This window comes from Streptosporangium sp. NPDC048886 (genome assembly GCF_055586905.1).
Genome location: NZ_JBVJHH010000006.1, coordinates 1 through 25270 on the forward strand (window position 1 = coordinate 1; position 25270 = coordinate 25270).

General features: G+C 71.4%; 28 protein-coding genes. 11 read left to right on the top strand and 17 right to left on the bottom strand.

Annotated elements, in window-relative coordinates; translation table 11 throughout:
- The first annotated feature begins 132 nt into the window (after nucleotides 1-132).
- Entirely contained in the window at nucleotides 133-741 is a 609-nt protein-coding gene (wrbA, locus tag ACZ6R6_RS08630) for an NAD(P)H:quinone oxidoreductase (protein WP_470091365.1), read from the top strand.
- Here the strand turns inward: wrbA and ACZ6R6_RS08635 are convergent.
- The 3 genes from ACZ6R6_RS08635 to ACZ6R6_RS08645 all read right to left on the bottom strand — a co-directional run bounded on the left by ACZ6R6_RS08635 (nucleotide 715) and on the right by ACZ6R6_RS08645 (nucleotide 2243).
- Complete coding sequence (locus ACZ6R6_RS08635; protein ID WP_470091367.1) at nucleotides 715-1263, bottom strand: hypothetical protein; 549 nt, start codon at nucleotides 1261-1263, stop codon at nucleotides 715-717. The genes wrbA and ACZ6R6_RS08635 overlap by 27 nt on opposite strands.
- A gap of 136 nt (nucleotides 1264-1399) precedes the next feature.
- A complete protein-coding gene (locus ACZ6R6_RS08640; RefSeq protein WP_470091369.1) occupies nucleotides 1400-1606 on the bottom strand; it encodes a hypothetical protein in 207 nt (68 codons plus the stop codon).
- A gap of 100 nt (nucleotides 1607-1706) precedes the next feature.
- Complete coding sequence (locus ACZ6R6_RS08645) at nucleotides 1707-2243, bottom strand: hypothetical protein (protein WP_470091371.1); 537 nt, start codon at nucleotides 2241-2243, stop codon at nucleotides 1707-1709.
- 210 nt (nucleotides 2244-2453) lie between these two features.
- On the opposite strand from ACZ6R6_RS08645, the gene ACZ6R6_RS08650 reads away from it, so the two are divergent.
- The gene (locus tag ACZ6R6_RS08650; protein WP_470091373.1) at nucleotides 2454-4016 is read left to right on the top strand and encodes an alkaline phosphatase family protein; all 1563 of its coding nucleotides are present in this window, start codon (nucleotides 2454-2456) and stop codon (nucleotides 4014-4016) included.
- 126 nt (nucleotides 4017-4142) lie between these two features.
- Here ACZ6R6_RS08650 and ACZ6R6_RS08655 read toward each other — a convergent pair whose 3' ends face one another.
- The 9 genes from ACZ6R6_RS08655 to ACZ6R6_RS08695 form a co-directional block, all read right to left on the bottom strand.
- Nucleotides 4143-4766: a TetR/AcrR family transcriptional regulator gene (locus tag ACZ6R6_RS08655; protein ID WP_470091375.1), complete on the bottom strand. Its 624-nt coding sequence runs from the start codon at nucleotides 4764-4766 to the stop codon at nucleotides 4143-4145.
- The gene (locus ACZ6R6_RS08660) at nucleotides 4756-5646 is read right to left on the bottom strand and encodes an SDR family NAD(P)-dependent oxidoreductase (protein WP_470091377.1); all 891 of its coding nucleotides are present in this window, start codon (nucleotides 5644-5646) and stop codon (nucleotides 4756-4758) included. Before ACZ6R6_RS08660 ends, ACZ6R6_RS08655 begins: the two co-directional genes overlap by 11 nt.
- A gap of 136 nt (nucleotides 5647-5782) precedes the next feature.
- Complete coding sequence (melA, locus tag ACZ6R6_RS08665; RefSeq protein WP_470091379.1) at nucleotides 5783-7093, bottom strand: alpha-galactosidase; 1311 nt, start codon at nucleotides 7091-7093, stop codon at nucleotides 5783-5785.
- Nucleotides 7090-8046 carry a carbohydrate kinase family protein gene (locus tag ACZ6R6_RS08670; RefSeq protein ID WP_470091381.1) on the bottom strand — a complete coding sequence of 319 codons (957 nt, stop codon included), beginning with the start codon at nucleotides 8044-8046 and terminating at the stop codon, nucleotides 7090-7092. The genes melA and ACZ6R6_RS08670 overlap by 4 nt, the downstream gene beginning before the upstream one ends.
- A 24-nt stretch (nucleotides 8047-8070) precedes the next feature.
- Nucleotides 8071-8949 (bottom strand): carbohydrate ABC transporter permease, encoded by an 879-nt coding sequence (locus ACZ6R6_RS08675; protein ID WP_470091383.1) that lies wholly within the window; start codon nucleotides 8947-8949, stop codon nucleotides 8071-8073.
- Nucleotides 8946-9896, bottom strand: a complete 951-nt coding sequence (locus ACZ6R6_RS08680) for a carbohydrate ABC transporter permease (protein ID WP_470091385.1) — start codon at nucleotides 9894-9896, stop codon at nucleotides 8946-8948. Before ACZ6R6_RS08680 ends, ACZ6R6_RS08675 begins: the two co-directional genes overlap by 4 nt.
- Nucleotides 9897-9907: 11 nt before the next feature.
- Nucleotides 9908-11239, bottom strand: a complete 1332-nt coding sequence (locus tag ACZ6R6_RS08685; RefSeq protein WP_470091386.1) for an ABC transporter substrate-binding protein — start codon at nucleotides 11237-11239, stop codon at nucleotides 9908-9910.
- Between the two features lie 31 nt (nucleotides 11240-11270).
- A complete protein-coding gene (locus ACZ6R6_RS08690; RefSeq protein ID WP_470091882.1) occupies nucleotides 11271-11471 on the bottom strand; it encodes a hypothetical protein in 201 nt (66 codons plus the stop codon).
- Nucleotides 11405-12088, bottom strand: coding sequence for an endo alpha-1,4 polygalactosaminidase (locus tag ACZ6R6_RS08695; protein ID WP_470091388.1), 684 nt, complete (start codon nucleotides 12086-12088; stop codon nucleotides 11405-11407). Before ACZ6R6_RS08695 ends, ACZ6R6_RS08690 begins: the two co-directional genes overlap by 67 nt.
- 375 nt (nucleotides 12089-12463) lie before the next feature.
- On the opposite strand from ACZ6R6_RS08695, the gene ACZ6R6_RS08700 reads away from it, so the two are divergent.
- The 3 genes from ACZ6R6_RS08700 to ACZ6R6_RS08710 all read left to right on the top strand — a co-directional run bounded on the left by ACZ6R6_RS08700 (nucleotide 12464) and on the right by ACZ6R6_RS08710 (nucleotide 14306).
- Entirely contained in the window at nucleotides 12464-12595 is a 132-nt protein-coding gene (locus ACZ6R6_RS08700; RefSeq protein ID WP_470091390.1) for a hypothetical protein, read from the top strand.
- A gap of 112 nt (nucleotides 12596-12707) precedes the next feature.
- A complete protein-coding gene (locus ACZ6R6_RS08705) occupies nucleotides 12708-13043 on the top strand; it encodes a YciI family protein (RefSeq protein ID WP_470091392.1) in 336 nt (111 codons plus the stop codon).
- A gap of 6 nt (nucleotides 13044-13049) precedes the next feature.
- Nucleotides 13050-14306, top strand: coding sequence for an RNA polymerase sigma factor (locus ACZ6R6_RS08710; protein WP_470091394.1), 1257 nt, complete (start codon nucleotides 13050-13052; stop codon nucleotides 14304-14306).
- 102 nt (nucleotides 14307-14408) lie between these two features.
- On the opposite strand, the gene ACZ6R6_RS08715 is transcribed toward ACZ6R6_RS08710, so the two are convergent.
- On the bottom strand, nucleotides 14409-14762 hold the full coding sequence (locus tag ACZ6R6_RS08715; RefSeq protein ID WP_470091396.1) for a winged helix-turn-helix transcriptional regulator: 354 nt from the start codon (nucleotides 14760-14762) through the stop codon (nucleotides 14409-14411).
- A 170-nt stretch (nucleotides 14763-14932) separates the two neighbouring features.
- Between ACZ6R6_RS08715 and ACZ6R6_RS08720 the strand changes: the two genes are divergently transcribed.
- Nucleotides 14933-15814, top strand: a complete 882-nt coding sequence (locus ACZ6R6_RS08720; RefSeq protein WP_470091398.1) for an NAD(P)-dependent oxidoreductase — start codon at nucleotides 14933-14935, stop codon at nucleotides 15812-15814.
- Between the two features lie 90 nt (nucleotides 15815-15904).
- On the opposite strand, the gene ACZ6R6_RS08725 is transcribed toward ACZ6R6_RS08720, so the two are convergent.
- The gene (locus ACZ6R6_RS08725; RefSeq protein ID WP_470091400.1) at nucleotides 15905-16486 is read right to left on the bottom strand and encodes a TetR/AcrR family transcriptional regulator; all 582 of its coding nucleotides are present in this window, start codon (nucleotides 16484-16486) and stop codon (nucleotides 15905-15907) included.
- 93 nt (nucleotides 16487-16579) lie between these two features.
- Here ACZ6R6_RS08725 and ACZ6R6_RS08730 point away from each other — a divergent pair, with 93 nt between their 5' ends.
- Nucleotides 16580-17440: an NAD(P)-dependent oxidoreductase gene (locus ACZ6R6_RS08730; RefSeq protein ID WP_470091402.1), complete on the top strand. Its 861-nt coding sequence runs from the start codon at nucleotides 16580-16582 to the stop codon at nucleotides 17438-17440.
- Nucleotides 17441-17585: 145 nt separating this feature from the next.
- Complete coding sequence (locus ACZ6R6_RS08735) at nucleotides 17586-18773, top strand: PucR family transcriptional regulator (protein WP_470091404.1); 1188 nt, start codon at nucleotides 17586-17588, stop codon at nucleotides 18771-18773.
- On the opposite strand, the gene ACZ6R6_RS08740 is transcribed toward ACZ6R6_RS08735, so the two are convergent.
- From ACZ6R6_RS08740 to ACZ6R6_RS08750, 3 genes are all read right to left on the bottom strand, one after another.
- The gene (locus ACZ6R6_RS08740; protein ID WP_470091406.1) at nucleotides 18760-19605 is read right to left on the bottom strand and encodes an SGNH/GDSL hydrolase family protein; all 846 of its coding nucleotides are present in this window, start codon (nucleotides 19603-19605) and stop codon (nucleotides 18760-18762) included. The two genes, ACZ6R6_RS08735 and ACZ6R6_RS08740, sit on opposite strands and share 14 nt — an antisense overlap.
- Nucleotides 19606-19717: 112 nt before the next feature.
- The gene (locus ACZ6R6_RS08745; RefSeq protein WP_470091408.1) at nucleotides 19718-20836 is read right to left on the bottom strand and encodes an alkaline phosphatase PhoX; all 1119 of its coding nucleotides are present in this window, start codon (nucleotides 20834-20836) and stop codon (nucleotides 19718-19720) included.
- A 182-nt stretch (nucleotides 20837-21018) separates the two neighbouring features.
- Nucleotides 21019-22443 (bottom strand): FAD-binding oxidoreductase, encoded by a 1425-nt coding sequence (locus ACZ6R6_RS08750; protein WP_470091410.1) that lies wholly within the window; start codon nucleotides 22441-22443, stop codon nucleotides 21019-21021.
- Nucleotides 22444-22785: 342 nt separating this feature from the next.
- On the opposite strand from ACZ6R6_RS08750, the gene ACZ6R6_RS08755 reads away from it, so the two are divergent.
- The 3 genes from ACZ6R6_RS08755 to ACZ6R6_RS08765 all read left to right on the top strand — a co-directional run bounded on the left by ACZ6R6_RS08755 (nucleotide 22786) and on the right by ACZ6R6_RS08765 (nucleotide 25136).
- Nucleotides 22786-23121 carry a PadR family transcriptional regulator gene (locus ACZ6R6_RS08755; protein ID WP_470091411.1) on the top strand — a complete coding sequence of 112 codons (336 nt, stop codon included), beginning with the start codon at nucleotides 22786-22788 and terminating at the stop codon, nucleotides 23119-23121.
- Nucleotides 23118-24068, top strand: a complete 951-nt coding sequence (locus ACZ6R6_RS08760; protein ID WP_470091413.1) for a permease prefix domain 1-containing protein — start codon at nucleotides 23118-23120, stop codon at nucleotides 24066-24068. The genes ACZ6R6_RS08755 and ACZ6R6_RS08760 overlap by 4 nt, the downstream gene beginning before the upstream one ends.
- Nucleotides 24069-24170: 102 nt before the next feature.
- A complete protein-coding gene (locus tag ACZ6R6_RS08765) occupies nucleotides 24171-25136 on the top strand; it encodes an NAD(P)-dependent alcohol dehydrogenase (protein WP_470091415.1) in 966 nt (321 codons plus the stop codon).
- The last annotated feature ends 134 nt before the right edge of the window (nucleotides 25137-25270 follow it).

A 25270-nucleotide genomic window follows, 5' to 3' on the forward strand; every position in this document is an offset into this window, starting at 1 on the left:
CCCTCGGTCGTATCTGTCCTCACCCGGTCCGACGAGACAGCGCCCCGGATTGTGAGGTCGACGCGCCGCCTCACAATCCGACGGGCTGTGTCGTCAGACTGCTCAGACGGACGCGAAGGAAGGAAACCGATCATGGAACCCGTTAACGTCGCGATCATTTACTACAGTGCCACGGGCACCGTGCACGCCTTGGCGCAGGCCGCCGCAGAGGGCGCGGAGAAGGCCGGCGCACACGTGCGACTGCGCAAGGTCGCCGAACTGGCCCCACCGGAGGCGATCAGCGCCAATCCTGCCTGGGTCCAGCACCTCCAGGACACCGCCGACGTCGCCGAGGCCGGCCTCGACGACCTGGCCTGGGCCGACGCAGTGCTGTTCGGTACTCCCACCCGCTTCGGCAACCCGGCCAGCCAGCTCAGGGCGTTCATCGACACCACCGGTGGCCTGTGGTATCACGGCAAGCTCGCGGACAAGGTGTATTCGGCTTTCACCGCCTCCAACACCGCCCACGGCGGACAGGAATCCACCCTCCTGGCGCTGGGGAACACCTTCTACCACTGGGGCGGCGTCATCGTGCCCCCGGGCTACACCGACCCCATCCAGTTCCAGTCAGGCAATCCATACGGCACCTCCCACGTGGTCGGCGACGGCCCGCCCAACGACGTGTCCTTGGAAGCGGCCCGCCACCAGGCCCGCCGCGTCGTCGGCACCGCCGCCTCACTCAAGGCCGGCCGCGCCGCCTGATCCAGCCCGTCGTCTTGAGGGACGGGCCGCCCTTGGGTCCGGCCCAGAAACCGCAGCGGCCTGGCCGGCCGCGCCTGCCCGGCCGCTGGTCGCCGTCATGTAGGACCGGGCCATCTCCACCGACAGCCAGATCACGACCGCCCCAAGCATCCCGTGGTACCACCGCCAGCCCACGCCGATGCCGATGATCCCGTCCACGATCATGATTCCCGCGCCGCCGCCGACGGCCAACAGCATCCCCGCCAGTATCAGCAGCATCAGCGTTCTCGGCACCCTGCGGCCCAGCTCTGTGACCGTGGCGACGGCAACGCACGCGCCCAGCACGCCGGACGCGGTCGCGAGCCACTGCGCCGGGGCCGCGTCCATGAAGTAGCTTCCGGCCTCGGCGGCCGGCACGGGCGGGCCGCCCGGGAAGCCGAGCCGGGCCTGCAGGGCGAAGGCGGCCTTCCCCCCGGCGTAACCGAGGAACAGCACCGCCAGCGCGTACGCCGGCCAGCGGCGTGGAGAAGCGGAATCAACCATGGCCGCAACCGTAGAGACCGCACACCCGGCCCCCCTCCCCATAGCGAGGGAGGCGCCTCCCCTCCGAGAGGGAGCACCGGGCGACTCCCCCTGAACCGGCGACGGCCGTCGCCGGCCGGGAAGGCGCGCCGCCGACCTACCGGGAGGCGCTGGACCAGACCTGTTGGACAGTTTTGTAGTCGATCACAAGGAGATCCGCGAAACCGTCCAGCACGGAGTGCAGTATCGGCTCGGCGCCCAGGCCGGCCGCACCGCCGTCTGCCGCGACGACGACAGCGGCGGCCTCCACCACGGCGCCGTCCTGCTCCATCACGGTCTCGACCTCGGCCTCGTCATCGACCACGCCAGTGTCCTCGTCCGGCTCTCCCGTATCCCCTGACCATCGGCCGTGCCTCGGTCAGGGCCTGGCTCCGCCATCCGGTCGCGGGAGGGCCGAGCACCGCCTACTCACCGGCTTCGACCGCGCACGGCGCTTCCTCGGGCTCATCCGATGACGGCTCCAACGGGCGGACGCCCAGCACCCACGGGCCCGCCAGGCGCGGGAAGCACGCCTGGACGCGGGCGTAGTCCGGTCTGTCGAGCTCGTCCTGGTCGATCGACCAGTCCATGTTCGGCCGACTCCCGCCCATGAAGACCGCTTCCAGGAAGTCGTTCCAGCGCCTGTACGAGCTGAGCACCACGGACTCGTCGGGCACATCCAGGTCAAGGACGACGTAGCGGTCGTACTCCTCCGGCCCCTCAGGATTGAGGAGCAGTTCGGCCGTCAACGCCACCCGGTCATCGCGGGTGTCCGGTCCCGGCCATGCCCACAGCGGCGGCCGGCCCGCGCAGTCGATGCCGCGCCGCGCCATCTCCGCCACCATTTCCTCGTAGGCAGGGCGGAATGAGGGGCTCATCGTCCTGGCCCAGTCCCCGACCAGTTCACCGATGTCCTCCAGCGGTCCGAGAACCGCTCGATGCTGGACTGTCCACAGACGCACCGGACGCATTATGCCGGTACGGGACAGCCGGTCCGCAGGACAGTCCTCAGATCCGGACCGCCTCGCCGGAGTCGGCGGGCGGCTGTGGCGGTCATCGAAAAACGCGATGGCCCGTGGCGCGGCTGTTCACTTTCGGATCTATACCGGATCATCTCCAGCGGAGATCCTCGCGCAGGAGCCGGACAACCGGCACGAGCGAGGAGGACGTCCATGCGATTACGCATCGCCCTGACCGTGATCACCGCGCTGATCCCCCTGACGGCGGCCGCCGCCGACCCCGACTCCGGTCCCCCGGCCGAGCACAAGATCCCGAACAGCCGGGCGGCGGCCGCCGCCCCGGTGCCGGTCCCGGCCGTACCCAACGGCATCAGCGCCGACAAGGTCCTGGTCATCGGCCTGGACGGCCTGCGCCACGACCGGATCGCCCCTGCCGACGCCCCCAACCTCGACGCGCTGATCTCCGGCGGCACGCTCGGCACCAGCCTCCTGTACACCAACCCGATGGCCGCCACCTCCAGCGGCCCCGGCTGGTCCACGATCGCCACCGGTGTCTGGCCGGACAGGCACAAGGTCAAGGACAACAGCTTCACCGGCAAGCGCTACGACCTCTACCCCGACTTCCTGACCCGGATCGAGGGGGTCAACCCGGCCTACTCGACCTACGCCGCCGTCGACTGGAAGCCACTGGGCGAGCAGGGCACCTTCGGCGCGGGCATCGACGCCCGGGTCGTGCTCGACGGCGACAGCGCCGGCTACCCGGCCGAGGACGAGCGGATCACACAGGTCTCCGAGCAGGTCCTGCGCGACCGCAATCCCGACGTCGCCTTCGTCTACCTGGGCCAGATCGACATCGCCGGGCACAACAGCGGCGCCGGCAGCCAGGCCTACCTGAACGCCGTCAAGGCCAACGACGCCCAGATCGGCCGCCTCCTGACCGCTGTACGCGCCCGGCCGACCTACGCGAGCGAGCGGTGGACCGTCGTGGTCGCCACCGACCACGGCCACACCGGCATCGGCGGCCACGGCGGCTCCACCATCGAGGAGCGTCGCACCTTCGTACTGGCCAGCGGCCCCGGCATCCCGGCGGGGGCCAGGCCGGCCGACACCCGCCTGGTCGACGTCGCCGCCACCGTCTTCGCCCGGCTCGGCCTGCCGCGCCCGGCCGGCCTGGACGGCACCTCCGTCACGGTCCGCTCGGCCGACCCGTTCGAGACCGTGGCCCTGTCGCCCCGCGTCCACGAGACCGGCATCCCGGCCGGGGTGACCGGCTTCACCCACCTCCCGCCGGGCGGCTGGGCCGTCGACAGCACCGCTCTGCCCTCCGGTGGCGTGGAGGAGTGGCGCGGCTGGTCCTTCACCACCGACGAGTTCTGGTCGCGCGCCGAGCGTGACCAATGGCGCGAGCTGTTCGTCCGCAGCCGCGGCGTCTTCGCCGTCGCCGACTCCGACGAGTGGGACGACCGCTCCCACGGCGGTGGCACCTACGCCTCCAGCCTGATCTCACCTGCCTACGACGTCGCCGGCCGCACCTCGGCCGTGATCGACTACACCACCCTCTACCGGCCGGAGGGCAACCAGAAAGCGTACGTCCAGGTCTCCTTCGACGGCGGCGCGTTCACCACCGTGAAGGCCTACGGCTCCGACGCGGTCTCCGCGGTGGAGGCGCTGGCCGTCTCCGTGCCGCCCGGCGCCACCACGATGGCCGTCCGCTTCCGTTACTTCGACGCCGCCAACAACTGGTACTGGGCCGTCGACGACATCCGCGTGTCGTGAGACCCGCGCGGGCCGCGCGGGACCGGCGGCGGCCGGCGCGGTCCGCGCCCCTGCCGGCACGCCCAAGCCGCCGGCCCCTGTCGGCCGTCCCCGCGGCGGCCCGGCCCGCTCATCCGGGAAGGCGTGTCACAGGTCCGTGCCGGCAGACAGGGGACGTTCACCGCGGACCGACTGCCAGATCCGTTCGGGCAGCAGGCGCGCCGCGACCGTCAAGTCGACGTCGGGCGCTCCGGCGAGCCAGCGGCGGGAGGTCTCCGCCACGGGGCCGATCACGAGCATCTCGGTGAGGGGATCGGGCAGGGCGATGACATGCCCGGCCTCCACGTGGGGACGGAGCCACTCGGCGATCCGGCGCATCCTGGGCGCCTTCGCCTCCGCGATGCGCCCCGCGTGGGCCGGCAGGAAGTCGGCGTAGGACGAGGCGTGGATGAAGTGCGCCGCCGGCCGGTTGTCCTGGACGAACCGCAGATACGCTCCCACGAAGGCCCGCACGCCGGTGCGGGCCGTCCTGGAGCGCTCGAGCGCGGCGATGAGCGTGTCGAGCAGTTCGGACATGCAGTGGCTGTAGAGGGCCGCGGTGAGTCCGTCGAAACTGCCGAAGTGGTGGTAGAGGCTGCCGCTGCTGACACCGGTCGCGGCGATCAACGCGGTCATGGTCAGCCCGCCGGACCCCTCGGCCGCGTAGAGATCGAGCGCCGCCGCCAGGACCCTGTCGGCGGTCGCCTCGCCTCGCCGCTGCTTAGGTGACATCGCGCCGGACCGGCGGCGGGGTCCGCTCAAGGCCGGTGAGCTCCAGCGCCTGTGTCCAGAGCCGGTCGGCGAGCGCGGCGTCGGCGGCGACCGGGGCCAGCGGCTGCTCGGCCTCGATGTGGAAGTAACGGCCGGTCAGCCCGGCCGCCTCCGCGGCCAGCGCGAGCCTGGCGACGGGCCGGGCGCCCACCTCCGGACTCTTCCACAGCAGTTTCACCGCCTTGAGCAGGTAGCCCAGGGGCCCGCCACGGTCCCCCAGCCCGGTGCGGATCACTCCGGGGTGAACGGCGTTGATGGTCACCCCGGCATCCTTCCACCGTTCGGCGTACCGCGGCACCAGCAGCAGGTTGCACAGCTTGGTGTCGGCGTAGGTCCGCATCGGGTGGAAGTCCAGGCCGGTGGGGGTGCGCTCCGGATCGGCCTGCCCCTTGACGTACAGCCCGGCGCTGACCTGCACGACCCGTGCCCCGGAGGCGGTCAGCAGTGGCTCCAGCTCGTGATTGAGCAGGAACGGAGCGAGATGGTTGGTGACGAATGCCTGCTCCAGCCCGTCCTCGCCCAGCACCCGCCGGCTCGGCCACAGACCGGCGTTGTGGACCAGCACATCGATTCGCGGGCAGGTCTCACTGAGCGCCTCGGCGACCGCGCGCGTCCTCCGGACGCTGGACAGGTCGCCGACGACGAGGCGCACCCGGGTCCCGTCGGACCCGGCGAGCGACGCCCGCGCGGCCTCCCCCCGTTGTCTGTCACGCGCGACCAGCACCACGTCGCACCCGTCCTGAAGCAGCCGCGCGGCGACGGCGTATCCGATGCCACGGTTGCCACCTGTCACCACGGCAGTCCGGGCAGGGGTCGGATGGTGCGTCTCCGCGTTGTCCATGGCCGGGAGTCTAGAGGAAATCCAGAGAGATCCTCTAGAGAACCTCTCTGGTTTTCCGGATCTCAAGATCTCCGCGGAGACCGCCTGCGGCGCCGGGACGGACGCGCCGCGCGGGCGGTGCCCGCGGCCGGGCCGTTCAGGTGCCGAGGGTGGCGCGCAGCGAGGGCTGCAGGCGGCCGGCGTGGACCCGCACCATGTCGTCGCACAGCTCCCAGATGCGTTCGACCGTCAGCGTCGCGGCGGTCGCCGGGTCAGTCATGGCGGCGTGGCGGATGTGGCGCGGCTCGTCTTCCACCGCGGCCCGTACGACGAGGTCGTTGACGCTCAGGTAGGTCCGGTTGAGCGCGGCCAGCTGGGCGGGCAGCGCGCCGACCCGGGTGGGCTGTACGCCCAGCGCGTCGACCAGGCAGGGCACCTCGACCACGCCGTGTGCGGGAAGGTTGTCGATCAGACCGTGGTTGGGGACGTTGCCGTAGACGGTGCGGGGCGTGCCCGTGGTCATGCTGTGAATGATCTGGGGGGCGTACTCCATGGTCCCCTCCACCGGCAGCGGGTCCCCGGCGGCCAGGGCGTCGCGCGTCTTCTCGTAGGCGGCCACGTTCTGCTCGACGATGCCCAGGTAGGCGCCCACGGGCAGCCGCAGCCGCTCGATCTCGCTGTCGTGGCGCAGGTACCAGGGCACGTACTCGGAGGAGTGCTCGCTGGTCTCGGTCGGGTAGTAGCCGAGGCGCCGGTACATGTCGACGCGGACCCGGCGGCGCAGCTGCCCGTCGGCCTCGATCATGGCGTCCAGGCGGGGATAGAGGTCGGCTCCGTCGTGTTCGAACCGCAGCACCCACGCCTGGTGGTTGACGCCCGCGGCGTGGTAGGTCACCTCCTCGTAGGGGACGTTCAGGAGATCGGACAGGTCGCGCATCGTCCAGTACACCGAATGGCACAGGCCGACCACCCGCGTCAGCCCGGTGGCCTGGGCGAGGTACTGGACGTTCATCGCCATCGGGTTGGTGTAGTTGAGCAGCCACGCCTGAGGGCAGAGCTCGGTGATGTCCTCGCCCAGGGATCTCAGCAGGGGAAAGGTGCGCAGGGCGCGGAAGATGCCGCCGACGCCGAGGGTGTCGCCGATGGTCTGGCGCAGGCCGTACCGGGCGGGGACCTCGAAGTCGGTGCGGGTCGCCTCGCCCATGCCGACCTGGACGATGTTGATGACGAAGTCGGCGCCGTCGAGCACCGCCCGCCTGTCGGCGTGGGCGGTGACGCGGGGGCGGGCCCCGCGCTGGGCGGCGATGTGCCGGGCGGCCTGCTCGGCGGTGGCCAGGCGTTCGGCGTCGATGTCGTGCAGGGCGACGTGGATGTCCTTCAGTTCGGCGAAGGCGAACAGATCCGCGAGCAGACCCTGGGTGAAGACGACGCTCCCGGCGCCGATGAACGCGATCTTGGGAGTGCTCATGACAGGTTCTTTCCGGTACGGGTGACGTGCGAGACGGCCTCGTCCCAGGTGGCCTGGGCAGTGGTGCCGCCGTGGGCACGGGTGGACAGGGCTCCGCAGGCGGCGGCGACGCCGAGGGCGTCGGCGGGGGGCAGGCCGGCGAGGAGCGCGGCGACGAAGCCGGCGTCGAAGCTGTCTCCGGCGCCGACGGTGTCGACGGGCGTCACGGTGACGCCGCCGGTGGTGGTGAGGGTGCGGCCGTCGTGACAGAGGGCGCCCTCGGCGCCGTTCTTGACGGCCACCAGCGGTCCGCGCGCGGCCAGGAGAGCGGCTGCCGCCTGCGGCGAGTCCGCGGCGGGCCCGGCGAGGTGGCGGGCCTCGTGGGCGTTGGGGAGCAGGATGTCGGTTTCGGCGAGGACGGCGGGCAGGCCGAGGGGGTCCCACTCGCCGGCCGGGTCGTCGTTGGTGTCGAGCGAGGTCGTGGCGCCGTGGGCGCGCGCGGTGCGCAGCAGGAGCGGCAGCGCCCGCGCGAGTGCGGGCATCAGGAAGTAGGAGGCGGCGTGCACGTGCCTGCTGCCGGCGAGCAACGACTCGGGGACGTCGTCGCCGGTGGTGGCCGCCAGGGTGCCGGGGGCGGTGAGGATCGCGCGGTCGTCCCCGCGGGTCACCACCACGGTGAGGGGGGTGGGCAGCTCCGCGTCCAGGCGCAGGGCCCGGGTGTCGACTCCACGGGCGGTCAGGGCGTCGCGGACGTAGTGGCCGGCGTCGTCGTCGCCGACCCGCCCGGCGAAGGCGACCTTGAGGCCGAGGCGCGCGGCGCCGCAGGCCATGATCGCGGCGGACCCGCCGAGGGTGAGCGCGCCGGCGCCGACGAGCTGTTCACGCTGGTGGAAGGCGAGCGGAGCCTCCAGCGGGCCGAGGATGACGTCGGGGTTGGCGTCCCCGATGACGAGCAGGTCGAAAGTGTGCGGCATCGGTATCCGTAGGTCGGTCGGCAGTCAGCCCTTGAGGCCGCTGGAGATGATGGACTGGATGAACGCCTTCTGCGCGCCGACGAAGGCGAGCAGCACCGGCAGGACCGTGATCACGTTGCCGGCCATGACCGCTGCCCACTGGGTGTGGTGCTGCCCCTGGAAGGTCGCCAGCCCCAGCTGCAGGGTGTACTGGGTGTCGTGGTTGATGGCGATCAGCGGCCAGGTCAGGTCGTTCCAGGTCGACAGGAACGTCAGGATCGCCACGGTGCTCAGCGCGGGACGCGACAGCGGCAGCACGACGCGGAACAGCACCCGCAGCCGCGAACATCCGTCGATCCAGGCGGCTTCCTCCAGCTCCCTGGGCAGCGAGAGGAAGAACTGCCGCAGGAGGAACACCGCGAACGGCGTGACCAGCGAAGGCACGATCAGCGCGCCCAGCGTGTCGATGAGTCCCAGGCGCTTCATGACGAGGAACGTCGGGATCATCGTCAGCTGGAAGGGGATGGCCATCGTGGCCAGCATCAGCACCAGCAGGCTCCGGGAGCCGAGGAAGCGCATGCGGGCGAAGGCGTAGCCGCCGAACGCGCCGAACAGCAGGTTGGACGCGACCGCGACGGTGGAGACGATCAGCGAGTTGGCGAACCAGCGGGGGAACAGGGCGTTGCCCAGGACGTACCGGTATCCCCCCAGGTCGATGCGGGACGGCCACAGCGCCGGAGGGAACCGGTTGATCTCCGCGTTGCTCATCACGGAGCTGAGCAGCAGCCAGACCAGCGGGATCGCGAAGATCAGCGCGAGCGGGGCGAGCAGCAGGTGCCAGGCGCTGAACGGCAGCCCCGCGCGGCCCCGCCGGGCCACGCCGGCCTGCGCGGCCTGTCGAGGGGTGGTCACGGTCGCCGTCATCGGGTCGCTCCTTCGAGACGCCGGCTCTCGCGCCCCCGGACCACGCGCAGGCCGGCGGCGATCACGAACAGGGCCACGGCGAGGACGTAGGCGGCCGCGGCGCCGTAGCCGGCGGTGAAGTTCTTGAACGCCTGCTCCCAGATGAAGTAGACGATCAGGGTGGTCGCGCCCAGCGGGCCGCCCTTGGTCGTCACATACACCAGGTCGAAGACCTGCAGGGCGTTGATGGTCTGCCACAGCACCAGGAACACGCTGACCGGGGTGAGCGTGGGCAGGGTGACGTGGCGCAGCAGGTGCCAGCGCCCGGCGCCGTCCAGCCGCGCCGCCTCGATCAGGGGCCGCGGCACGTCCTGGAGGGCCGCGAGATACACCACCACGCAGAACCCCAGGCCGCTCCACAACGTGATGGCCACCAGGAGGAACAGCGCCTGGGCGGGGTCGGTGAAGAAGCCCTGCGGGGAGACGCCGAGCGCGTGCAGCACCGAGTTGGCCGCGCCGAACTGCGGGTCGAGGATGAAGGAGAACAGCGTGCCCTGCGCCGTGGCCGAGACGACGAACGGCACGAAGATCAGCGTGCGGTACAGGCCGACCAGCCTGATGCGCCGGTTCAGGACGAGGGCGAGCGCCAGTCCCAGGACGATGCTGAGCGGGACGTACAGCGCCGTGTAGATCAGCGTGTTACGTACCGCCTGACCGAAGTTCGGATCCCTGCTCAGCGCGTAGTAGTTGTCCAGCCCCACCCAGCGGCCCGGCGTGACCAGGTCATCGGCCCGCAAGGACAGCAGCAGCGACCAGATCACGGGCACCACGCTGAGCCCGAGGATGACCAGGATGGAGGGGGAGACGAACGCCCAGGCGGTCCTCGACTCCCGGCGGCGGACCCGGCGCCGGGCACGTTGACGCAGTTCGTGGTCGGAGAGGGTGAACGGTGTGGGGGGACCTGGCATGGAAGAACTCCTCAACGCGGTATGAGCAGGGCGGCATCGGCCGCATCGGCGCAGCTGCGGAGCGCTTCGGCGGGGGTGCTCCTGCGGAGCAGCACGGCGACGACGGCCTGCCCGAGCGCTTGCGAGACCTTCGGGTAGGCCGGGTGCGCCGGCCGTGCCCGCGCCGACTCCAGTGCCCGGGTGAACACCTCGAGACCCTCGGTCCGGGCGGAGTGGTCCCGCCAGGCGGGCAGTGCCCGGGTGGGCCTGCTCAGCGGCAGGCTGCCCGCCTCGACGTCCCAGCGCACGTCCTGAGCCGGCTGCATCAGCCAGCTCAGGAAGGTGCGGGCCGCCCGGACGCGCGGGCCGCCGTTGTCGAACATGGTCCACGTGTCGGGCCCCGAGATCGTCATCGGCCGGCCGCTGAAGCTGGGCAGCGGCACCACGTGGTAGTCGATCCCGGCTTCCTCGATGTCGGGCAGCTGCCATGGGCCGGTGACCACCATCCCCATCCGGCCGGACGCGAACACCTGGTACATCTTCTCGCTGCCGGGCTGGGGATCGATGTAGACGCTCGACGCCTGCGCGAGCGCCTCCACCACCTGCAGGGCCTGGACGCCCACGTCGGCGAACCCGATGCCGCGCCCGTCGCGGGCGATCACGTCGCCGCCCAGGTCCCACACCAGCGGCCACAGCCGCCACACCGTGTCCTCGTCACCCACGCCCGGCCATCCCGTGCCGAACGTGCCACGTCCGGCGTCGGTGAGCCGCCGGGCCGTCTCGACGAACTCCGGCCACTTCCAGCCCGGCTGCGGCAGGGGCAGCCCGGCCTCGCGGAACAGCTTCTTGTTGCAGACCACGGCCAGCGAGTCGACGACCGCGGGAGTGGCCCGGACCTGGCCGTTGACGGTGACGGCCGCCCGTGCCGGCGCCCAGTAGTCGTTCCACGGCGTGGAACCGGCGTCGACGGTGCCGGTCAGGTCCACCACCTGCGGACTGCGCGCGATGCTCGCCAGGTCCGATCCGAAGATGTAGGCGATGTCGGGATAGGAGCCCGACGCGAGCGCGGCGGTGACCTTCTGCAGCATCGCGTCGGCCAGCACTCCCCCGCCCATGTCGACCCGGATGCCGGGATGGGTGCGCTGGAAGTCGGCCACCAGATGCTCGATGGCCTTCCTGCCCGTGTCGGTCTGCCCGTGCCACAGTTCGATCGTGACCCGCCCATCGGCGCCGACGCCGCCGTCAGCGCCCTCGGCGCACCCTGCGGCGGCCACGCTCCCGACCGCGGACAGGGCCAGGGCGCGTGCGCCGCGCAGGACTTCGCGACGTGAGGGCATGGGGGCGGCGCGATGGATCGTGTCCATCTCTACCTCCGTATAACAGTGGAATCTGACGCTACGGGCAGGTCTGCCGGACGTATCCGCCGTTCCCCCGGGGAGAGACGTCCACATCGCGCCGGACGATGCTCAGCCGGCCGCCCCAGCCCGAGCAGGCCGTCGACAGGCCCCGCGCGGTGTACTCGATCACGATCACGTCGTCGCCGAACGCCGCGGTGTAGTCCCCGCATTCGCGGTAGGCGCCGCACTCCTCGGCGATCGCGAATCCAGCCCGTTCTGCCGGCGCGCGCCGGCCAGTTCCACCGTGTTCTTCTGGGCGATCGCCAGGCCCCGGGCGTGGGCGTGCGAGGAGAGCAGGCGGATGTACGCCTGGGCGTCGGCCTTGCTCACCAGGCCGCGCGAACGGTCATAGCTGTCGTAGTTGTCGGGCTCGACCGCCTGGAACCCCTTGGCCTTGCAACCGTCCGTCCAGCCGTTCACCTTCGCGGCGATACGCTGCCGTTTGGCCGCGGTGCGCAGGTCCAGCAGCGCCTCGTCCCAGTCCTCGTCGACCACCACGTCGCCGTCGGCGTCGCGCAGCAGCAGGTCGGCGTCCCACTCGCCCTCGGCGCCGGTCTGGACCTGGAAGGCGTTGACGTAGCAGATGTTGTACAGGCCGGCCGCCGGGCTCGCCCCGCGGTCGCGGCTGACCACCCTGACCCCTGGGGGCGGGGTGTAGGCGCCGCCGATCTGGTAGTCGAACCCGGCGTGCGCGGGGGGAGGCGCGACCGTGCCGGCCGAAGCGGCGGGCGAGGCGAGGAGCGGTGCGGTCAACGCGGCCGTGAGGGCCACGACGGCGCCGAGAGATCCACGGGTGAGGAGACGATTCGTTGTCATCGTCGCGCTCCAGATGATAGAGGGTACGTCCCCGCCTCGGACGCCGACGGCGATCCTGGCGACTTAGTCCGGGCTCATGGCGCGGGCCACATACCGGCTAGGCGTACCTCTGACGCCGGGTGCTCGACCTGGCGTGCATCGGAGTAAATCGAGCGGGAACTCCGCTGTCAAGAGCGTAGACATGCTCAAAAAAGGTCGATAAAGTGCAGCATTGCACATCGGCCACCGGGTCCCCGGAGCCGCGGCCGCCGGCCCCCGAGACGGCGGTCAGCGGCGTGAGCAGGACGCACGGAGTGCCCGGCGGCCGGGCCGGCACGGACGCGGCCGACCACCAGGACGCCGGCGGGCAGGCCGGGCGGAGGGAAGGCCTGCAAAATGGTGATCACGCTCCGGCCCCGCGCCGGCGGTGGCGTGCCGTTGGGGACCTTCCGCAGGCCGCGGCGCCCCGCCTCCGATGTCCTCGGGCAGCGCGTCCACATCTTCGACGGACCCGTCCTCGACCGCTGACACGGATGGCCGCTCGACCGGTTGAGGACCTGGAATGTTTCGGACGCGGCTGTGTCCGGAACCGGGCCGCTCGTTCGTCATAGTGGTGAGTTCACAGCGCCGAGGAGCGAAGATGAAATACATGATGTTCGTGTGCACCGACGCCGAGCCCGACACCGACAGGGCCGACGAGCCCGACATCGACGTGTGGGTGTCGGAGAACGACGCACGCGGCCGCCGCCTGGAGGGCAGCGCGCTGGCGTCGACGTCCGCGGCCACGACGGTCCGGGTCCGCGACGGCCGGCTGCTGGTCTCGGACGGCCCGTTCGCCGAGACCAAGGAGGTGATCGTGGGCTACGACCTGCTGGAGTGCGCCGATCTGGACGAGGCGATCGAGGTGGCCCGCGCCCACCCGATGGCCCGGCGGGGACGGCTGGAGCTGCGCCCGCTGGTCGACCTGGACGGCTGAGGACACATGGCTGAGGTGCCCGCGGCCGCGACGGCCGACGCCGTCGCGGCCGCGAGCGCGGACGCGTACGCGCGGATCGTCGCCACGCTGATCCGCCTCACCGGAGACTGGACGCTGGCCGAGGACTGCGCCCAGGAGGCACTGACGCTCGCCCTGCAGCGGTGGCCCCGGGAGGGCGTGCCGGGCAATCCGGGCGGCTGGCTGATGACGGTGGCCCGCAACCGCGCGATCGACGTGCTGCGCCGCGCGTCGGTCGAACGCCGCAAGCTGGCCGAGCTGGCGCTGCAGACGCTCACCGATCCGGGCCCCGCCCCGGCGGAGGAGGTCGTGGACGATCGGTTGCGGCTCATCTTCACCTGCTGCCATCCCGCACTCGCCCTCGAGGCGCGCGTGGCGCTGACACTGCGGACGGTCGGCGGGGTGCCCACCTCCGACATCGCGCGGGCCTTCCTGGTCAGCGAGCCGGCCATGACCCGGCGGCTGACCCGGGCCAGAACGAAGATCGCCGATGCCGGCATCCCGTACCGGGTGCCGACCGGCCCGGCGCTCACCGAGCGGCTCCCCGGCGTCCTGGCGGTGCTGTATCTGCTGTTCACCCACGGCTACAACGCCGACGGCCGGCCCGCGTTCGCCGACGAGGCGATCCGCCTGGCCCGGCTCCTCCAGCGGCTCATGCCCGATCAGGGCGAGGTGTCCGCGCTGCTGGCGCTGTTCCTGTTCCAGCACTCCCGGCGTGAGACCCGCCGCGACCGGCACGGCAACCTGCTCGCCCTGGACAGGCAGGACCGGCTCCGCTGGGACCACGCCGCGATCGCCGAGGGCCTGCGCGTCCTCGCCGGGACGCCGCAGGACGGCCCGTACGCGCTGCAGGCCCGGATCGCCGCCTGCCACGCCACCGCCGTCTCCGCCGACACCACCGACTGGCCGGCGATCGCCACGTGGTACGACCGGCTCGCCCGGATCCAGCCCTCACCGGTGATCGAGCTGAACCGTGCCGTGGCGCACGGCTACGCGCACGGGCCGGCGGCCGGGCTGTCCCTGCTCGCCCGGGCCCGCGCCGGCGGCGCGTTGGACGGCTACCCGCTGGCCGTCGCCGCAGAAGCCGATCTCACGGCCCGCCACGGCGACCGCGACCGGGCCGCCGCCCTGTTCCGGCAGGCCGCCGCCGCCCTCCGTTCCGGAGCCGAACGCCGCGCACTGCTCGAGCGCGCCGACGAGCTGCTCGGCGTAGGTGGAACACCCCGCACCCGGACGCCGCGGTAAAACGGCCACGTGAACAGGGGTTCCCGGGTCACCGGCGACCTGTGCGCCCGGCCGTCACCGGTCCGGTGCGACCACCTCGACTCCCCGGGCCGCCGCGCCGGTTCACCCGACCTGGTCCCAGGGGATGGCCTCGATGCGCCCGATGTGCTCCTCGCCCCACTCCCCGAGCGGCGCCATCGCGGTGTTGAGCGAATGACCGAATCCGGTGAGCGAGTATTCCACCTTCGGCGGGACCTGGTGATACACCTCGCGATGGAGCAGCCCGGTGGCCTCCATCTCCCGCAGTTGCAGGATCAGCACCCGCTCGCTGATGCCGGGGACCGCGCGCCGCAACTCCCCGAAGCGCAGGGGACCGTCCTGGAGCGCGAACAGGATCAGTCCCTTCCACTTGCCTCCCATGACGGCGATGGCGGCGTCGAGACCGCAGGTGAACGTCCGTTTCTTGGTCTCCTTCATCGACCTATACTTACATTTCTGTCAGTACCCGGCAAAATTGTAGGTACTTGAAGAAATGTTGGCGCTCCAGCCAGCATGGACCGGACGCCGCGCCACGACCATGACGGGTCTCCAATGCAGCGCGCCCGCGTCCTTGTCCCTATCTCTATCTCTGTGGCTGGAGTATGCATATGACCGAGAAGAACGCGACACCGGTGACCGTCATCGGCCTGGGCTCGATGGGCAGGGCACTGGCCGAGGCCTTCGTCGAGGCCGGACACCCGACCACCGTCTGGAACAGGACCGCCGCCAAGGCCGCGCCCCTCGTCGCCATGGGCGCCGAGCACGCGGAGGCCATCGAGGACGCGGTGGCGGCGAGTCCCCTGGTCATCACCTGCCTGACCACCTTCGACGACACCCGGTCGGCGCTGCGGCCCGCCGCCACGTCGCTGCGCGGGCGGGCCCTGGTCACCCTGAACAGCGGTTCCCCGGCCGGCGCCCGCGAGACGGCCGCCTGGGCCGTCTGTCATGGCGCCCGGTTCCTGGCCGGGGCGGTCAAGAACGTGCCCTCGGCCGTGGGGCTGCCGGACACCCTGCTCTACTACAGCGGCGACAAGACGGTCTTCGAGGAGTTCGAGACGGCCCTGAAGGTGCTGGGCGGCGACACCGTCCACCTCGGCGACGAGAGCGACCTCGCCGCCCTGTACGAGATGGCGGTGGGCGCCATGCTGCTGCCCGCACTCGTCGGCTTCTTCCAGGGCGCCGCCGCCGTCCAGGCGCGCGGGCTCGAGGCAGCCTCCATCGTGCGGTTCGCCGGCAAGTGGCTGGACATGATCAAGTCTTTGCTGCCGACCTACGCCAAGGAGATCGACAGCGGTGACTACACCGACGCCGCCTCCTCCGTGAACCTCTTCCTCGCCGGAGAGGCCTACGACGCGGACCTGGCCAGGGAGACGGATGTCGACACGGCCTGGCTGGCCCCCCTGTACGACCTGGTGAGGCGGGCGGCCGAGGCAGGCCACGGCGACCACAGCATCTCGGCCCTCACCGAGGTGCTCAGGAAGCCGGCGTGACAGTCATGAGCCCGACGGGGGCGGGCCGGACGGCGCCTCCGCCGACGCCGCGCCCCGACGGCCCGGCCGGGCCGGGCCGGCCGGGCCGGCTCATCGGTAGGAGTCGATGAGCCGTGCGAGGTGCCTGCCGGCGATCTCCAGCGGAGCCTCGCGCTGGGACACCTGCGCCGACAGCTCCGCGCCCTCCAGCAGGTTGATCACGCTGTGGGCGAGGTCGTGCGCCACCTCGTCGGCGAAGCCGGAGCGCCTGAGCCTGTCGCGGACCAGCGTGCGCCAGTTCTCGTAGGCCTCCTCCGCGGCCTGCTGGATCTCGGGCTCCCGGCCCACGCTCTCCAACGCCGTGGTGGTGACGGGACAGCCGTCCAGCCAGCCGGACTCGCGCAGCCCCTTGGCCAGTTCGCGGGTGCAGGCGAGAACCGCCGCGGCCGGATCGTCCTCCTGGTCGAAGGCGGCGCGCAGGAACTCCGCGAAGTCCCGGTCCCCGTGGCGGACCGCCTCGACCGCCAGCTCCCGCTTCCCGCCGGGGAAGAAGTGGTAGACCGAGCCCAGTGTGGCCTGGGCCTCCTGGGAGATCTGCTTGAGGCCCGTCGCCTCGTATCCCTGCCGCTGCATCAGGCGGGAGGTCGTCCGGATGATCCGCTCCCGGGTGCCGATCTCGTGCTGGGTCCGCATGGCTCTCATCGTACTTGGTAGAGCGTTCGTTCTAGTCGCGTGCTACCGTTGCTCTCTAGATAGAGCGTTCGTTCTAGTGATGAGGAGAGCTGGATGAAGTCCGTGACCGTGATCGGATTGGGCCCCATGGGACAGGCCATGGCCGGCGCCTACCTCGGCAGCGGCTACGAGGTGACCGTGTGGAACCGCACGCCGGCCAGGGCGGAGGAGCTGGTGGCGCGGGGCGCGAGGAGGGCGGGATCCGTCGAGGAGGCGCTCACCGCCAACGAGCTGGTGGTCCTGAGCCTGATCGACTACGACGCGATGGACGCCACCCTGGCCCAGGCCCCGGAGACCGCCCTGGCCGGCCGCACCCTGGCCAACCTCACCTCCGACACTCCGGAAAGGGCACGTCAGGCGGCCGCGTGGCTGGCCGAGCGCGGAGCCGTACAGGTCACCGGCGGCGTGCAGGTGCCGCCTCCGGGCATCGGCACGCCGGACGCCATGACGTATTACAGCGGCCCCGAGGAGGTGATCGAGGCGCACAGGCCCGCCCTTGAGGTGCTGACCGGGATCGAATACCTCGGCGAGGACCAGGGGCTGGCGGCGCTGTACTACCAGATCGGGATCGACATGTTCTGGACGGCGCTGACCGGCTACCTGCACGGTCAGGCGGTGGCGGAGGCCAACGGGATCTCGGCCGAGGATTTCCTGCCGCACGCGGTGAGGACCATGGACCTGCGCTACTTCCTGGAGTTCTACGCGCCCCGGATCACCGCGGGCGACCACGAGGGGGACGTCGACCGGATCTCCATGGGCGTGGCCAGCATGGAACACGTGCTGCGCACCGCACAGGCGTCCGGCGTGGACGGCTCGCTTCCGGCCGCCGTCCTGAAGATCTTCCGCCAGGGCGTCACCGCCGGCCATGGCCAGAACAGCCTCACGAGCTTGATCGGCGTACTGAAGCGGCACTGACGTAGCGCGTACGGCCGACCGCCACGGGTCCGGGAACCCCGCCAGGCGGCACATCCGGCCCGGCGGCGGCAGGCGACGGCGGCATTTCCTGCCCGCTGTCCCACTTGACGGGTAGATCACAACCTGGTGTGAGACAGTGGCAGACGTGCTCATCCTGGCTGGATGCCCCGTGCACGAGCTGCTGGGACGCCAGGCGACCAGCCTGGCCAGGCAGCTCGTGCACGTCTTCGTCGAAGAGATCCCCATCTACCGGCGACTGCCCAGGGAGGAGCTCGACGGCGACATCACCAGGATCACCGAGCACAACCTGCGGATGATCTGCGAGATGTTCCGCCACGGGCGCCCGCCCGCCTCCGCCGAGCTGGCTCCGTTGCGCGCCTCGGCCGCGCGCCGCGCGCAGGAACGGGTCCCGCTCGAAGCCCTGCTGGCCGCCTACCACCTGGGCGCCCGCTGGGTCTGGGACCGCCTGATCGCCACCGCCACACCGGCCGACTTCGCGGCCGTACTCGACATGAACCGCCTCATCCTCGTCTACATCGAGGCGGTGACCTCCGCGGTGTGCACCGCCTACCTCGGGGAGCGCGAGGGCATGCTCAGCCACGAGCAACACACCATGCACGCCGCCGTCTCCGCGCTGCTCGGCGGCGACCACACGGCCCTGGCCGCGGTACGGCTGGCACCCGGATACCTGGTCATGGCGATCGCGGTGGACGCCCACCCCGACGAGAAACAGGATGAGCCCGGCGGATCGATCGCCGCGCGGCGCAAGCTGGCCAGGATCAGGGCCGCCGTGCAGCGTTACGCCACCGAGCAGGTCCTGTCCGTGCTCGACCCGGCGGGCGGGCTCGTGCTGCTGCCGTGCGGCGGCGAGCCACCGGCCCCGGCCGAGGTCGTCGAGGCGATGACCAGGGCGGCCGGGGTGCCGATCTGGGCGGCGGCCGAGCAGGCGACGCCCGCCGAGGTCCCGGCCGCCGCGGGGGTGGCCGAGGAGATCCTGGAGGTGGCGCGGATCTTCGGACACCCGCCGGGCGCCTACCGGCTGGCCGACGTGCTCCTGGAATACCAGCTCACCCGGCCGAGCAGGGCCACCGCCCGGCTCGCGGGTCTCCTCGACCCGCTGCTGGAAAACCCCGACCTGCTCAGGACGCTCAAGGTCTATCTGGAGACCGGGCTCGACCGCCGCCGCACGGCCGAGCTGCTGCACGTGCACCCGAACACCGTCGACTACCGGTTACGGCGGGTGGTGAGCCTGACCGGGCTCGACCCGGCCGACCCAGCGCAGCTCCAGCAGATCGGAGCCGCGCTGGCGGCCAGAAGGATCACGCCCCGCTGACAGCGGGGATCACCGCGTCCGCGAAACCGCGCATCCCGCGCGCGTTGGGGTGGAAGGGCGCCGCCGGCGAAGCGGGGACGTAGGGCTCGATCCACCGCGTCCCCGCCGAGGCGCACGGATCGTGGCCCACGCTCGGCGTCTGCAGGTCGATGAAGGCGACGCCCGCCGCCGCCGCCTGCTCCGCCAACGCCTGGTTGAAGTACTGCAGGGTGGCCCGGATGTAGTTGGCGTCCTGCTTGATGATCGGCACCCTCGGGTAGCAGCCGTTGAGCGGGGCGTAGGTCCCGTAGCCCACCACGAAGATCCTGGCCTGCGGCGAGCGGGCACGGATGTCGGCGACCAAAGTGGTCAGCTTCGGACGCAGCGCGTCGGTCTTGACCCGCCAGGTGTCCTGCCCGTTCTCGATGTAGTCGTCGTTGCAGGCGTCGCCGACGGGCGGCGGCAGAAGGTTCAGGCAGTCCTCGATGAACCCGGTCAGCCCCACGTCGTTGGCGCCGATCTGTACGGTGACCAGCGTGGTGTCCTGGCTGAGCGCCTCCAGCTGCGGCGGCACCGAACCGAGGTCGGTGCCCTGCGCGCTGTACATGTCCTTGGTGTCGGCGCCCGAGCAGGTGACGTCACGGAACTTGGCGGCCCCGATGGCCTGCGCGGTGAGGTGGGCGTAGTTGCGGTCGGAGCGCCAGCACCCGAGGTCGGGCACCACCTGGTCGGGCACCAGCGGCCCGGAGGCGGCCGAGTCGCCCAGGGCCACATACACCTCACCGGCCGAGGCGTGGACGGGCGGGGCGAGGGCGACCACCAGGACGAGGGCGGCGATCACTGATCGGATCACGCTGAACTCCCTTCGAAAAGCGTCGGCTCTGCGGTACGGGATCTGAGCAGGAGCACGGTCCGCGCGGCGGTGAAGAACGTCAGCACGCCGCAGCCATGGGCGCCCCTTCGGATCAGCGGCGGAAGGGGCCGCTGATCTCGTAGGTGATGCCGCCCGTTCCCGCCCGTTCGCCGCTGGTGCCGCGCTGGGAGGAGAAGTACAGGCGGGTGCCGTCGGGAGAGAAGGCGGGGCCGGTGATCTCGGATCCGCCCTGGCCGTCGAGCCGCAGGACCGGCGCGACCACCCGGTCCGGGGTGATGATGTTGATCTCCATGTTGCCGCCGTCCTCGGCCACGTAGAGATCACCGCCCTGGGTGCCGGTGATGTTGTCGACGCCGTCGAGCGTGCCGGCGCCGTCATAGATCGCCGTCACCGTCTGGCGGACGGCGTCATAGGCCCACACCTTCCGGTCGCCCTTGGCGGTGAAGTAGCAGATCCCGTCCGCGTAGTGGCAGCCCTCGCCGCCGTCGAAGTGCCTGGCCGCGCTCACCTGGTGCCTGGTCTGCTTCTGGAAGACACCGGGCGCCGGCTCGGGCACCGGCCGCCAGAGGTTGTCGGCGCAGAAGACCTCGAGACGGCCGCTGGACAGCTCGCCCCAGACGTTCGGGACGAAGCGGTAGAAGCAACCGTCCTCCTCGTCCTCGGTCAGGTAGACGACCCTGTGATCGGGGTCACAGGCGGCGGCCTCGTGCTTGAACTTGCCCATCGCCGGACGCTGCTGGGCCTCGCGCGCGCCGTACGGATCGGTCTCGTAGACCTTGCCGCGGAAGATCTCCTCACACGACAGCCAGGTGTTCCACGGCGTGCGCCCGCCCGCGCAGTTGAGGTTGGTGCCCGACAGGATCCGGTAGGCCCGCTCGATCGAGCCGTCGGCCCTGAACCTGATCGCCGAAGCGCCCCCGACCAGCGGAACCTCGGAGTTGGACACGTAGATCCAGCCGGCGCCGTCGGCGAAGCAGGCACCGCCGTCCGGGGCCGGATGCCAGAGGACGCCGCCGACGGAGTGGCCCGATCTGGCCACCACCCTGCTGCTGAACCCGGCCGGCAGCGCGACGCCGTTGGCGTCGGGCCCACCGAGCGGGCCGTACGGGCTCTCGCCCGCGACCACCGAGGAGGCGAGCGCGGCGTCCTGCCACAGGGTGCCGGACAGAGCGACGGCGGAGAGGGACACGATGAAGGTGCGGCGCTGCATAGGGGCTCCAGTGATCGCCTACATTTCTCCCTCCCAAACCATGGGCTGGCGGCGGTCTTCTGGGAATTGGAAAAGGCAGTAAATCTGAGCTGTCAAACCTGTGACGGATCACAAACCTCGGACGGCCGCCGTGCAGCGCGTTGACGGCGGCCGGGCCGATGTGCCGGTGGACAGGCGGCCGGCTACGCGGGTGGGATGTTGGCGTTGAGCCGGAACAGATTCTGCGGATCGTAGCGCCGCTTGATCTCGGTCAGCCGCCGGAGGTTGTCACCGAACGCCGCCTGGACCAGCTCGGGCCCCTCCCCCGGGCCGTCACCGTCGAAGTTGAGATAGGTCCCGCCGGTCGAGAACTCCTCGGCCTGGCTGATGACACGGCGCACCCAGGCGACATGGTCGGCCGGGTCGCCGTCGACCCAGTTGCCGTCCACGCTCAGCATGCTGGTCGCGTCGCGGTCGCCGTACGCCGTCTCGCTCGGGCCCACACGGCTGACCGCCCCGCCGAGCAGCGGCACGTGGACCATGGACTGCGGCGCGCTCCGCTCGAACCCGTACCGCACGATCAGGTCCGCCGCCCGGCCGGGCGGCCCGCTCATGAACAGCGACTTCCAGTAACTGGCCAGGGCGCCCTTGACGAAGAAGAAGTCGAAGGCCGACTGGAACATCCGATACGGCATCGGGGCGCTCAGATCGGCCAGCGGGGTGCCGAGCCGCCGGACCGGTCGGAGAATCCTCTCGCCCTCCTCCGGCGGCCCCGCGTAGAGGGCGCCGGTGATGAGCACCTGCCTGCCGTGGACCTCCGGGGGCATGTGCGGGTCCTGCGGGATCGTCCAGAAGACGGCTCTGGTGGTGACCTCGTCCGGCACCGTCTCCGCCCAGTCGCTCCACGCCCGGAAGACCTCGCCAGGATCCTCGGCGTACATCGGCACCGCGCACATCACGGTCGGTCCGACAGGATGGGCCGTGAACTCGAAGGAGGTGACCACCCCGAAGTTGCCGCCCCCGCCCCGCAGCGCCCAGAACAGGTCCTCGTTCTCGGACCGGTCGGCCCGCAGCAGCCGCCCGTCGGCGGTGACGATCTCGACGGCCCGCAGGTTGTCGCAGGACAGCCCGTACTTGCGGTGCAGCCAGCCGAGCCCGCCGCCCAGGGTCAGCCCGGCGACGCCGGTCGTCGACACTATCCCGCCCGGGACCGCGAGACCGAACGCCTGGGCCTCGCGGTCGACATCGCCCCATGTCGCGCCGCCCTGGACCCGGACCAGCCGGGCCTCGGGGTCGACCCAGACCCCGCGCATCCCGGACAGGTCGATCAGCAGGCCACGGTCGCGGACGGAGTGGCCCGCGACGCTGTGCCCGCCCCCGCGCACCGCCGCCAGCAGGCCGTGCTCACGGGCCAGGTTGACGGCGTCGATGACGTCGGCGGTGCCCGAACACCTGATGATGAGGGCGGGCCGGCGATCGATCAGCCCGTTCTGCACGGTCCGCGCCGCGTCGTAGTCATCGTCCTGCTGCGTGATCAGCGGGCCCCGGAAGGTCATCCGGAGCTCTTCGAGCTTGTCGTCGTCCAGTGTGGCGCTCTCGCCCGAGAGTGTCTCGACCTTGATCGGCATCGGCTGCTCCCTCCGGAACGGTGGGCGGTCCCCGGGCGGCCCTCTCCTCGCGCGAGGCTTTTCCCTGGTGGCAGGGGACCTGGGCATTGTCGAGATGTACGGCACGCGGCGGCCCTGTCGGCTCTGTCTCCTGCCGCGAACCATGTGGAGCCACCGTGTCGTCCGGCGGCGCCGTTTCGGAATCACCCGTGACTCCAACAGTAACGCCGTCGTTTCGATCTTCCTCATCCGGTGGTCGCCGACCAGGAATCTTTACAATGTAGATCAATGAATCCCGGACGTCGGAGCCCGGACTCCACGGACCCCGTTGCATTACTGTGTGGCACACAATATTGTGCCCTCATGCTGGACGATGAGCTGCTCTCCACGCACCTGCAGGAACTGCGACGGGGAACCGTCGTGCTCGCCTGCCTGCTCATCCTGGAGCAGCCCAACTACGGGTACGCCCTGCTCGACCTGCTCGACCGGCGGGGCTTCGCCGTCGACGCCAACACCCTCTACCCGCTCCTGCGCCGCCTGGAGAAGCAGGAGCTCCTGACCAGCGACTGGAACACCGAGGAGTCCCGGCCGCGCAAGTTCTACCGCACGAGCGGCAAGGGCCTGGCACTCGCCGAGACCCTGAGCCGCGGATGGGACGAGCTCGACACCGCATTCCGTGCCCTGAAAGGCCAGTCATGACCACCACGAGCGCCCTCACCGACCGCTACGTCGAGGCGACCCTGCGCCGCCTGCCCGAAAGACAGCGCCCCGACATCGAGAAGGAGCTCCGGGCCTCGATCGCGGACGCCGTCGACGATCGCCTCAACGCCGGAAGCGACCCCGCCGGAGCGGAGCTCGCGGTGCTCACCGAACTCGGCGACCCGGCGCGGCTGGCCGCCGGCTACGCGGACCGCCCGCTCCAGCTCATCGGCCCCGCGCTCTACCTCGACTACACGCGGCTGCTGACGGCCCTGCTCGTGACGGTCGTGCCCGCCGTCGCCGCGGCCGTCGGACTCGTGCGAGGCCTCCAGGGCGGCACCGCCCTCCGCGTGATCGGCGACACCCTCGGCGCGGCGCTCACGGCCGCCGTCCACATCGCCTTCTGGACGACGCTCGTCTTCGTGATCATCGAACGCGTCGCCCTCCTGCGCCGGACGGCGGCGCGGCCCTGGAGCCCCGCCGCGCTCCCGGAGCCGCCCAGCCGCCGCGCCCGGTACGGCGAGCTGGTCACCGAGACCGTGCTGCTGGTCCTCTTCACGACCTTCATACTGCTCTCACCGCTGGTGAGCACCGAGACGGACGCCGGCGGCGCCCCCATCGGCGTGCTCTCGCCCCGGCTGTGGGAGACCGGCGTCATCCACCTCTTCATCGCCCTGGTGATCGCCGACCTCGGATTCTCCTTCGCCAAGCACTACGCGCGTTGGAGCGTTCCCCTCGCCGTCGCCGGGACGCTCGTCGGCATCGCCTGCCCGGTCGCGCTGATCTGGCTCGCCGCGGACGACAGGCTGCTCAACCCGGTCTTCGTCACGGCGGCCGGGTGGCCGCCGAGCGTACCGCGGTGGATCCACACAGGGCTCATCGTGATCTCCGCCGGCACGCTCATCCACACCGTCGTCGAAGGGATCACCCGGGCGCGCCACCGCTGAGGGTCACCGATCCCCCCGAACACCCACGCCAGGCGGACGTCGCCGGTGTGCCGCCCCCTGCCCGGAGCCCGCCCCGCTCCGCCGCCGAGATGAGGAACAGCTGTGAAAGCGATCGTCTACCAGGAGTACGGCCCCGCCGAGGTCCTGCGCTACACCGATGTCGACAGGCCCGCCGTCGGCGACGGCGAGGTGCTCGTGCGGGTCCGCGCCGCTTCGATCAACCACGGCGACCGGGCCGCCATGCACGGCTCCCCCGGCGTCCTGCGCCTGGCCTTCGGACTCCGGCGCCCGAAGGAGACGGTCCTGGGCCGCGACGTCGCCGGGACGGTGGAGGCGGTCGGGCCGAAGGTGACGGGCCTCCAGGTCGGCGACGAGGTGTTCGGCGAGATGAACCAGCGGGGTTTCGCCGAGTACGTGGCGGCGCCGGAGGCGCATCTGGCCCCGAAACCCGCGGAGGTGACGTTCGAGCAGGCGGCTACCCTGCCGGTGGCGGCGACGACCGCGCTGCAGGCGCTGCGGCTCGGCGGGGCCGGGCCCGGCCGGACGGTGCTCGTCAACGGGGCCTCCGGCGGGGTGGGCACCTTCGCCGTGCAGCTCGCCAGGACGCTCGGCGCGGAGGTGACCGGCGTCTGCAGCACCCGCAACGCGGATCTGGTGCGCTCGATCGGCGCCCACCATGTGATCGACTACACCCGCGAGGACCTCACCCGGGGCGCGGGCCGCTTCGACGTCATCGTGGACCTCGTGGGCAACCACCGGCTCTCCGGGTTCCGCCGGGTGCTCGCGCCGAAGGGCGTCTACGTCTCCTCCAGCGGTGCCGGCGGTGCGCTGCTCGGCCCCCTGCCACGGCTGGTCGCCGCCGCCGTGACCACGCCGTTCCTGAGCCAGAAGCTCCGCGGGCTGGCCGCCAGGCGCAGCGTCGAGGACCTGATCCTCCTGGCCGGACTCGTCGCGGAGGGAAAGATCACCCCGGTGATCGAACGGACGTTCCCCCTGAGCGAGACCGCCGACGCCATCGGCTTCCTCGAGGCGGAGCACGCCCGCGGCAAGATCGTGCTCACGGCGTGAACCCGGCCCGCCCCCGCCGGTGGCCGCGGTGACGAGGGCGCTCAGCGGCCGGCCGGCGCCCCGGCGCGGAGCCGCTCGGCCCCGCGGAGGGCACGCTCTCCGGCTCCTGACGGCGCGCCGTCCGGGCGGACGCG

Bases quoted from the DNA above. Each gene is read 5' to 3' on its own strand.
- wrbA (WP_470091365.1), top strand. From the start codon at position 133: ATGGAACCCGTTAACGTCGCGATCATTTACTACAGTGCCACGGGCACC.
- ACZ6R6_RS08635 (WP_470091367.1), bottom strand. From the start codon at position 1,263: ATGGTTGATTCCGCTTCTCCACGCCGCTGGCCGGCGTACGCGCTGGCG.
- ACZ6R6_RS08650 (WP_470091373.1), top strand. From the start codon at position 2,454: ATGCGATTACGCATCGCCCTGACCGTGATCACCGCGCTGATCCCCCTG.
- ACZ6R6_RS08655 (WP_470091375.1), bottom strand. From the start codon at position 4,766: ATGTCACCTAAGCAGCGGCGAGGCGAGGCGACCGCCGACAGGGTCCTG.
- ACZ6R6_RS08660 (WP_470091377.1), bottom strand. From the start codon at position 5,646: ATGGACAACGCGGAGACGCACCATCCGACCCCTGCCCGGACTGCCGTG.
- melA (WP_470091379.1), bottom strand. From the start codon at position 7,093: ATGAGCACTCCCAAGATCGCGTTCATCGGCGCCGGGAGCGTCGTCTTC.
- ACZ6R6_RS08670 (WP_470091381.1), bottom strand. From the start codon at position 8,046: ATGCCGCACACTTTCGACCTGCTCGTCATCGGGGACGCCAACCCCGAC.
- ACZ6R6_RS08675 (WP_470091383.1), bottom strand. From the start codon at position 8,949: ATGACGGCGACCGTGACCACCCCTCGACAGGCCGCGCAGGCCGGCGTG.
- ACZ6R6_RS08680 (WP_470091385.1), bottom strand. From the start codon at position 9,896: ATGCCAGGTCCCCCCACACCGTTCACCCTCTCCGACCACGAACTGCGT.
- ACZ6R6_RS08685 (WP_470091386.1), bottom strand. From the start codon at position 11,239: ATGGACACGATCCATCGCGCCGCCCCCATGCCCTCACGTCGCGAAGTC.
- ACZ6R6_RS08695 (WP_470091388.1), bottom strand. From the start codon at position 12,088: ATGACAACGAATCGTCTCCTCACCCGTGGATCTCTCGGCGCCGTCGTG.
- ACZ6R6_RS08700 (WP_470091390.1), top strand. From the start codon at position 12,464: ATGGTGATCACGCTCCGGCCCCGCGCCGGCGGTGGCGTGCCGTTGGGG.
- ACZ6R6_RS08705 (WP_470091392.1), top strand. From the start codon at position 12,708: ATGAAATACATGATGTTCGTGTGCACCGACGCCGAGCCCGACACCGAC.
- ACZ6R6_RS08710 (WP_470091394.1), top strand. From the start codon at position 13,050: ATGGCTGAGGTGCCCGCGGCCGCGACGGCCGACGCCGTCGCGGCCGCG.
- ACZ6R6_RS08715 (WP_470091396.1), bottom strand. From the start codon at position 14,762: ATGAAGGAGACCAAGAAACGGACGTTCACCTGCGGTCTCGACGCCGCC.
- ACZ6R6_RS08720 (WP_470091398.1), top strand. From the start codon at position 14,933: ATGACCGAGAAGAACGCGACACCGGTGACCGTCATCGGCCTGGGCTCG.
- ACZ6R6_RS08725 (WP_470091400.1), bottom strand. From the start codon at position 16,486: ATGCGGACCCAGCACGAGATCGGCACCCGGGAGCGGATCATCCGGACG.
- ACZ6R6_RS08730 (WP_470091402.1), top strand. From the start codon at position 16,580: ATGAAGTCCGTGACCGTGATCGGATTGGGCCCCATGGGACAGGCCATG.
- ACZ6R6_RS08745 (WP_470091408.1), bottom strand. From the start codon at position 20,836: ATGCAGCGCCGCACCTTCATCGTGTCCCTCTCCGCCGTCGCTCTGTCC.
- ACZ6R6_RS08750 (WP_470091410.1), bottom strand. From the start codon at position 22,443: ATGCCGATCAAGGTCGAGACACTCTCGGGCGAGAGCGCCACACTGGAC.
- ACZ6R6_RS08755 (WP_470091411.1), top strand. From the start codon at position 22,786: ATGCTGGACGATGAGCTGCTCTCCACGCACCTGCAGGAACTGCGACGG.
- ACZ6R6_RS08760 (WP_470091413.1), top strand. From the start codon at position 23,118: ATGACCACCACGAGCGCCCTCACCGACCGCTACGTCGAGGCGACCCTG.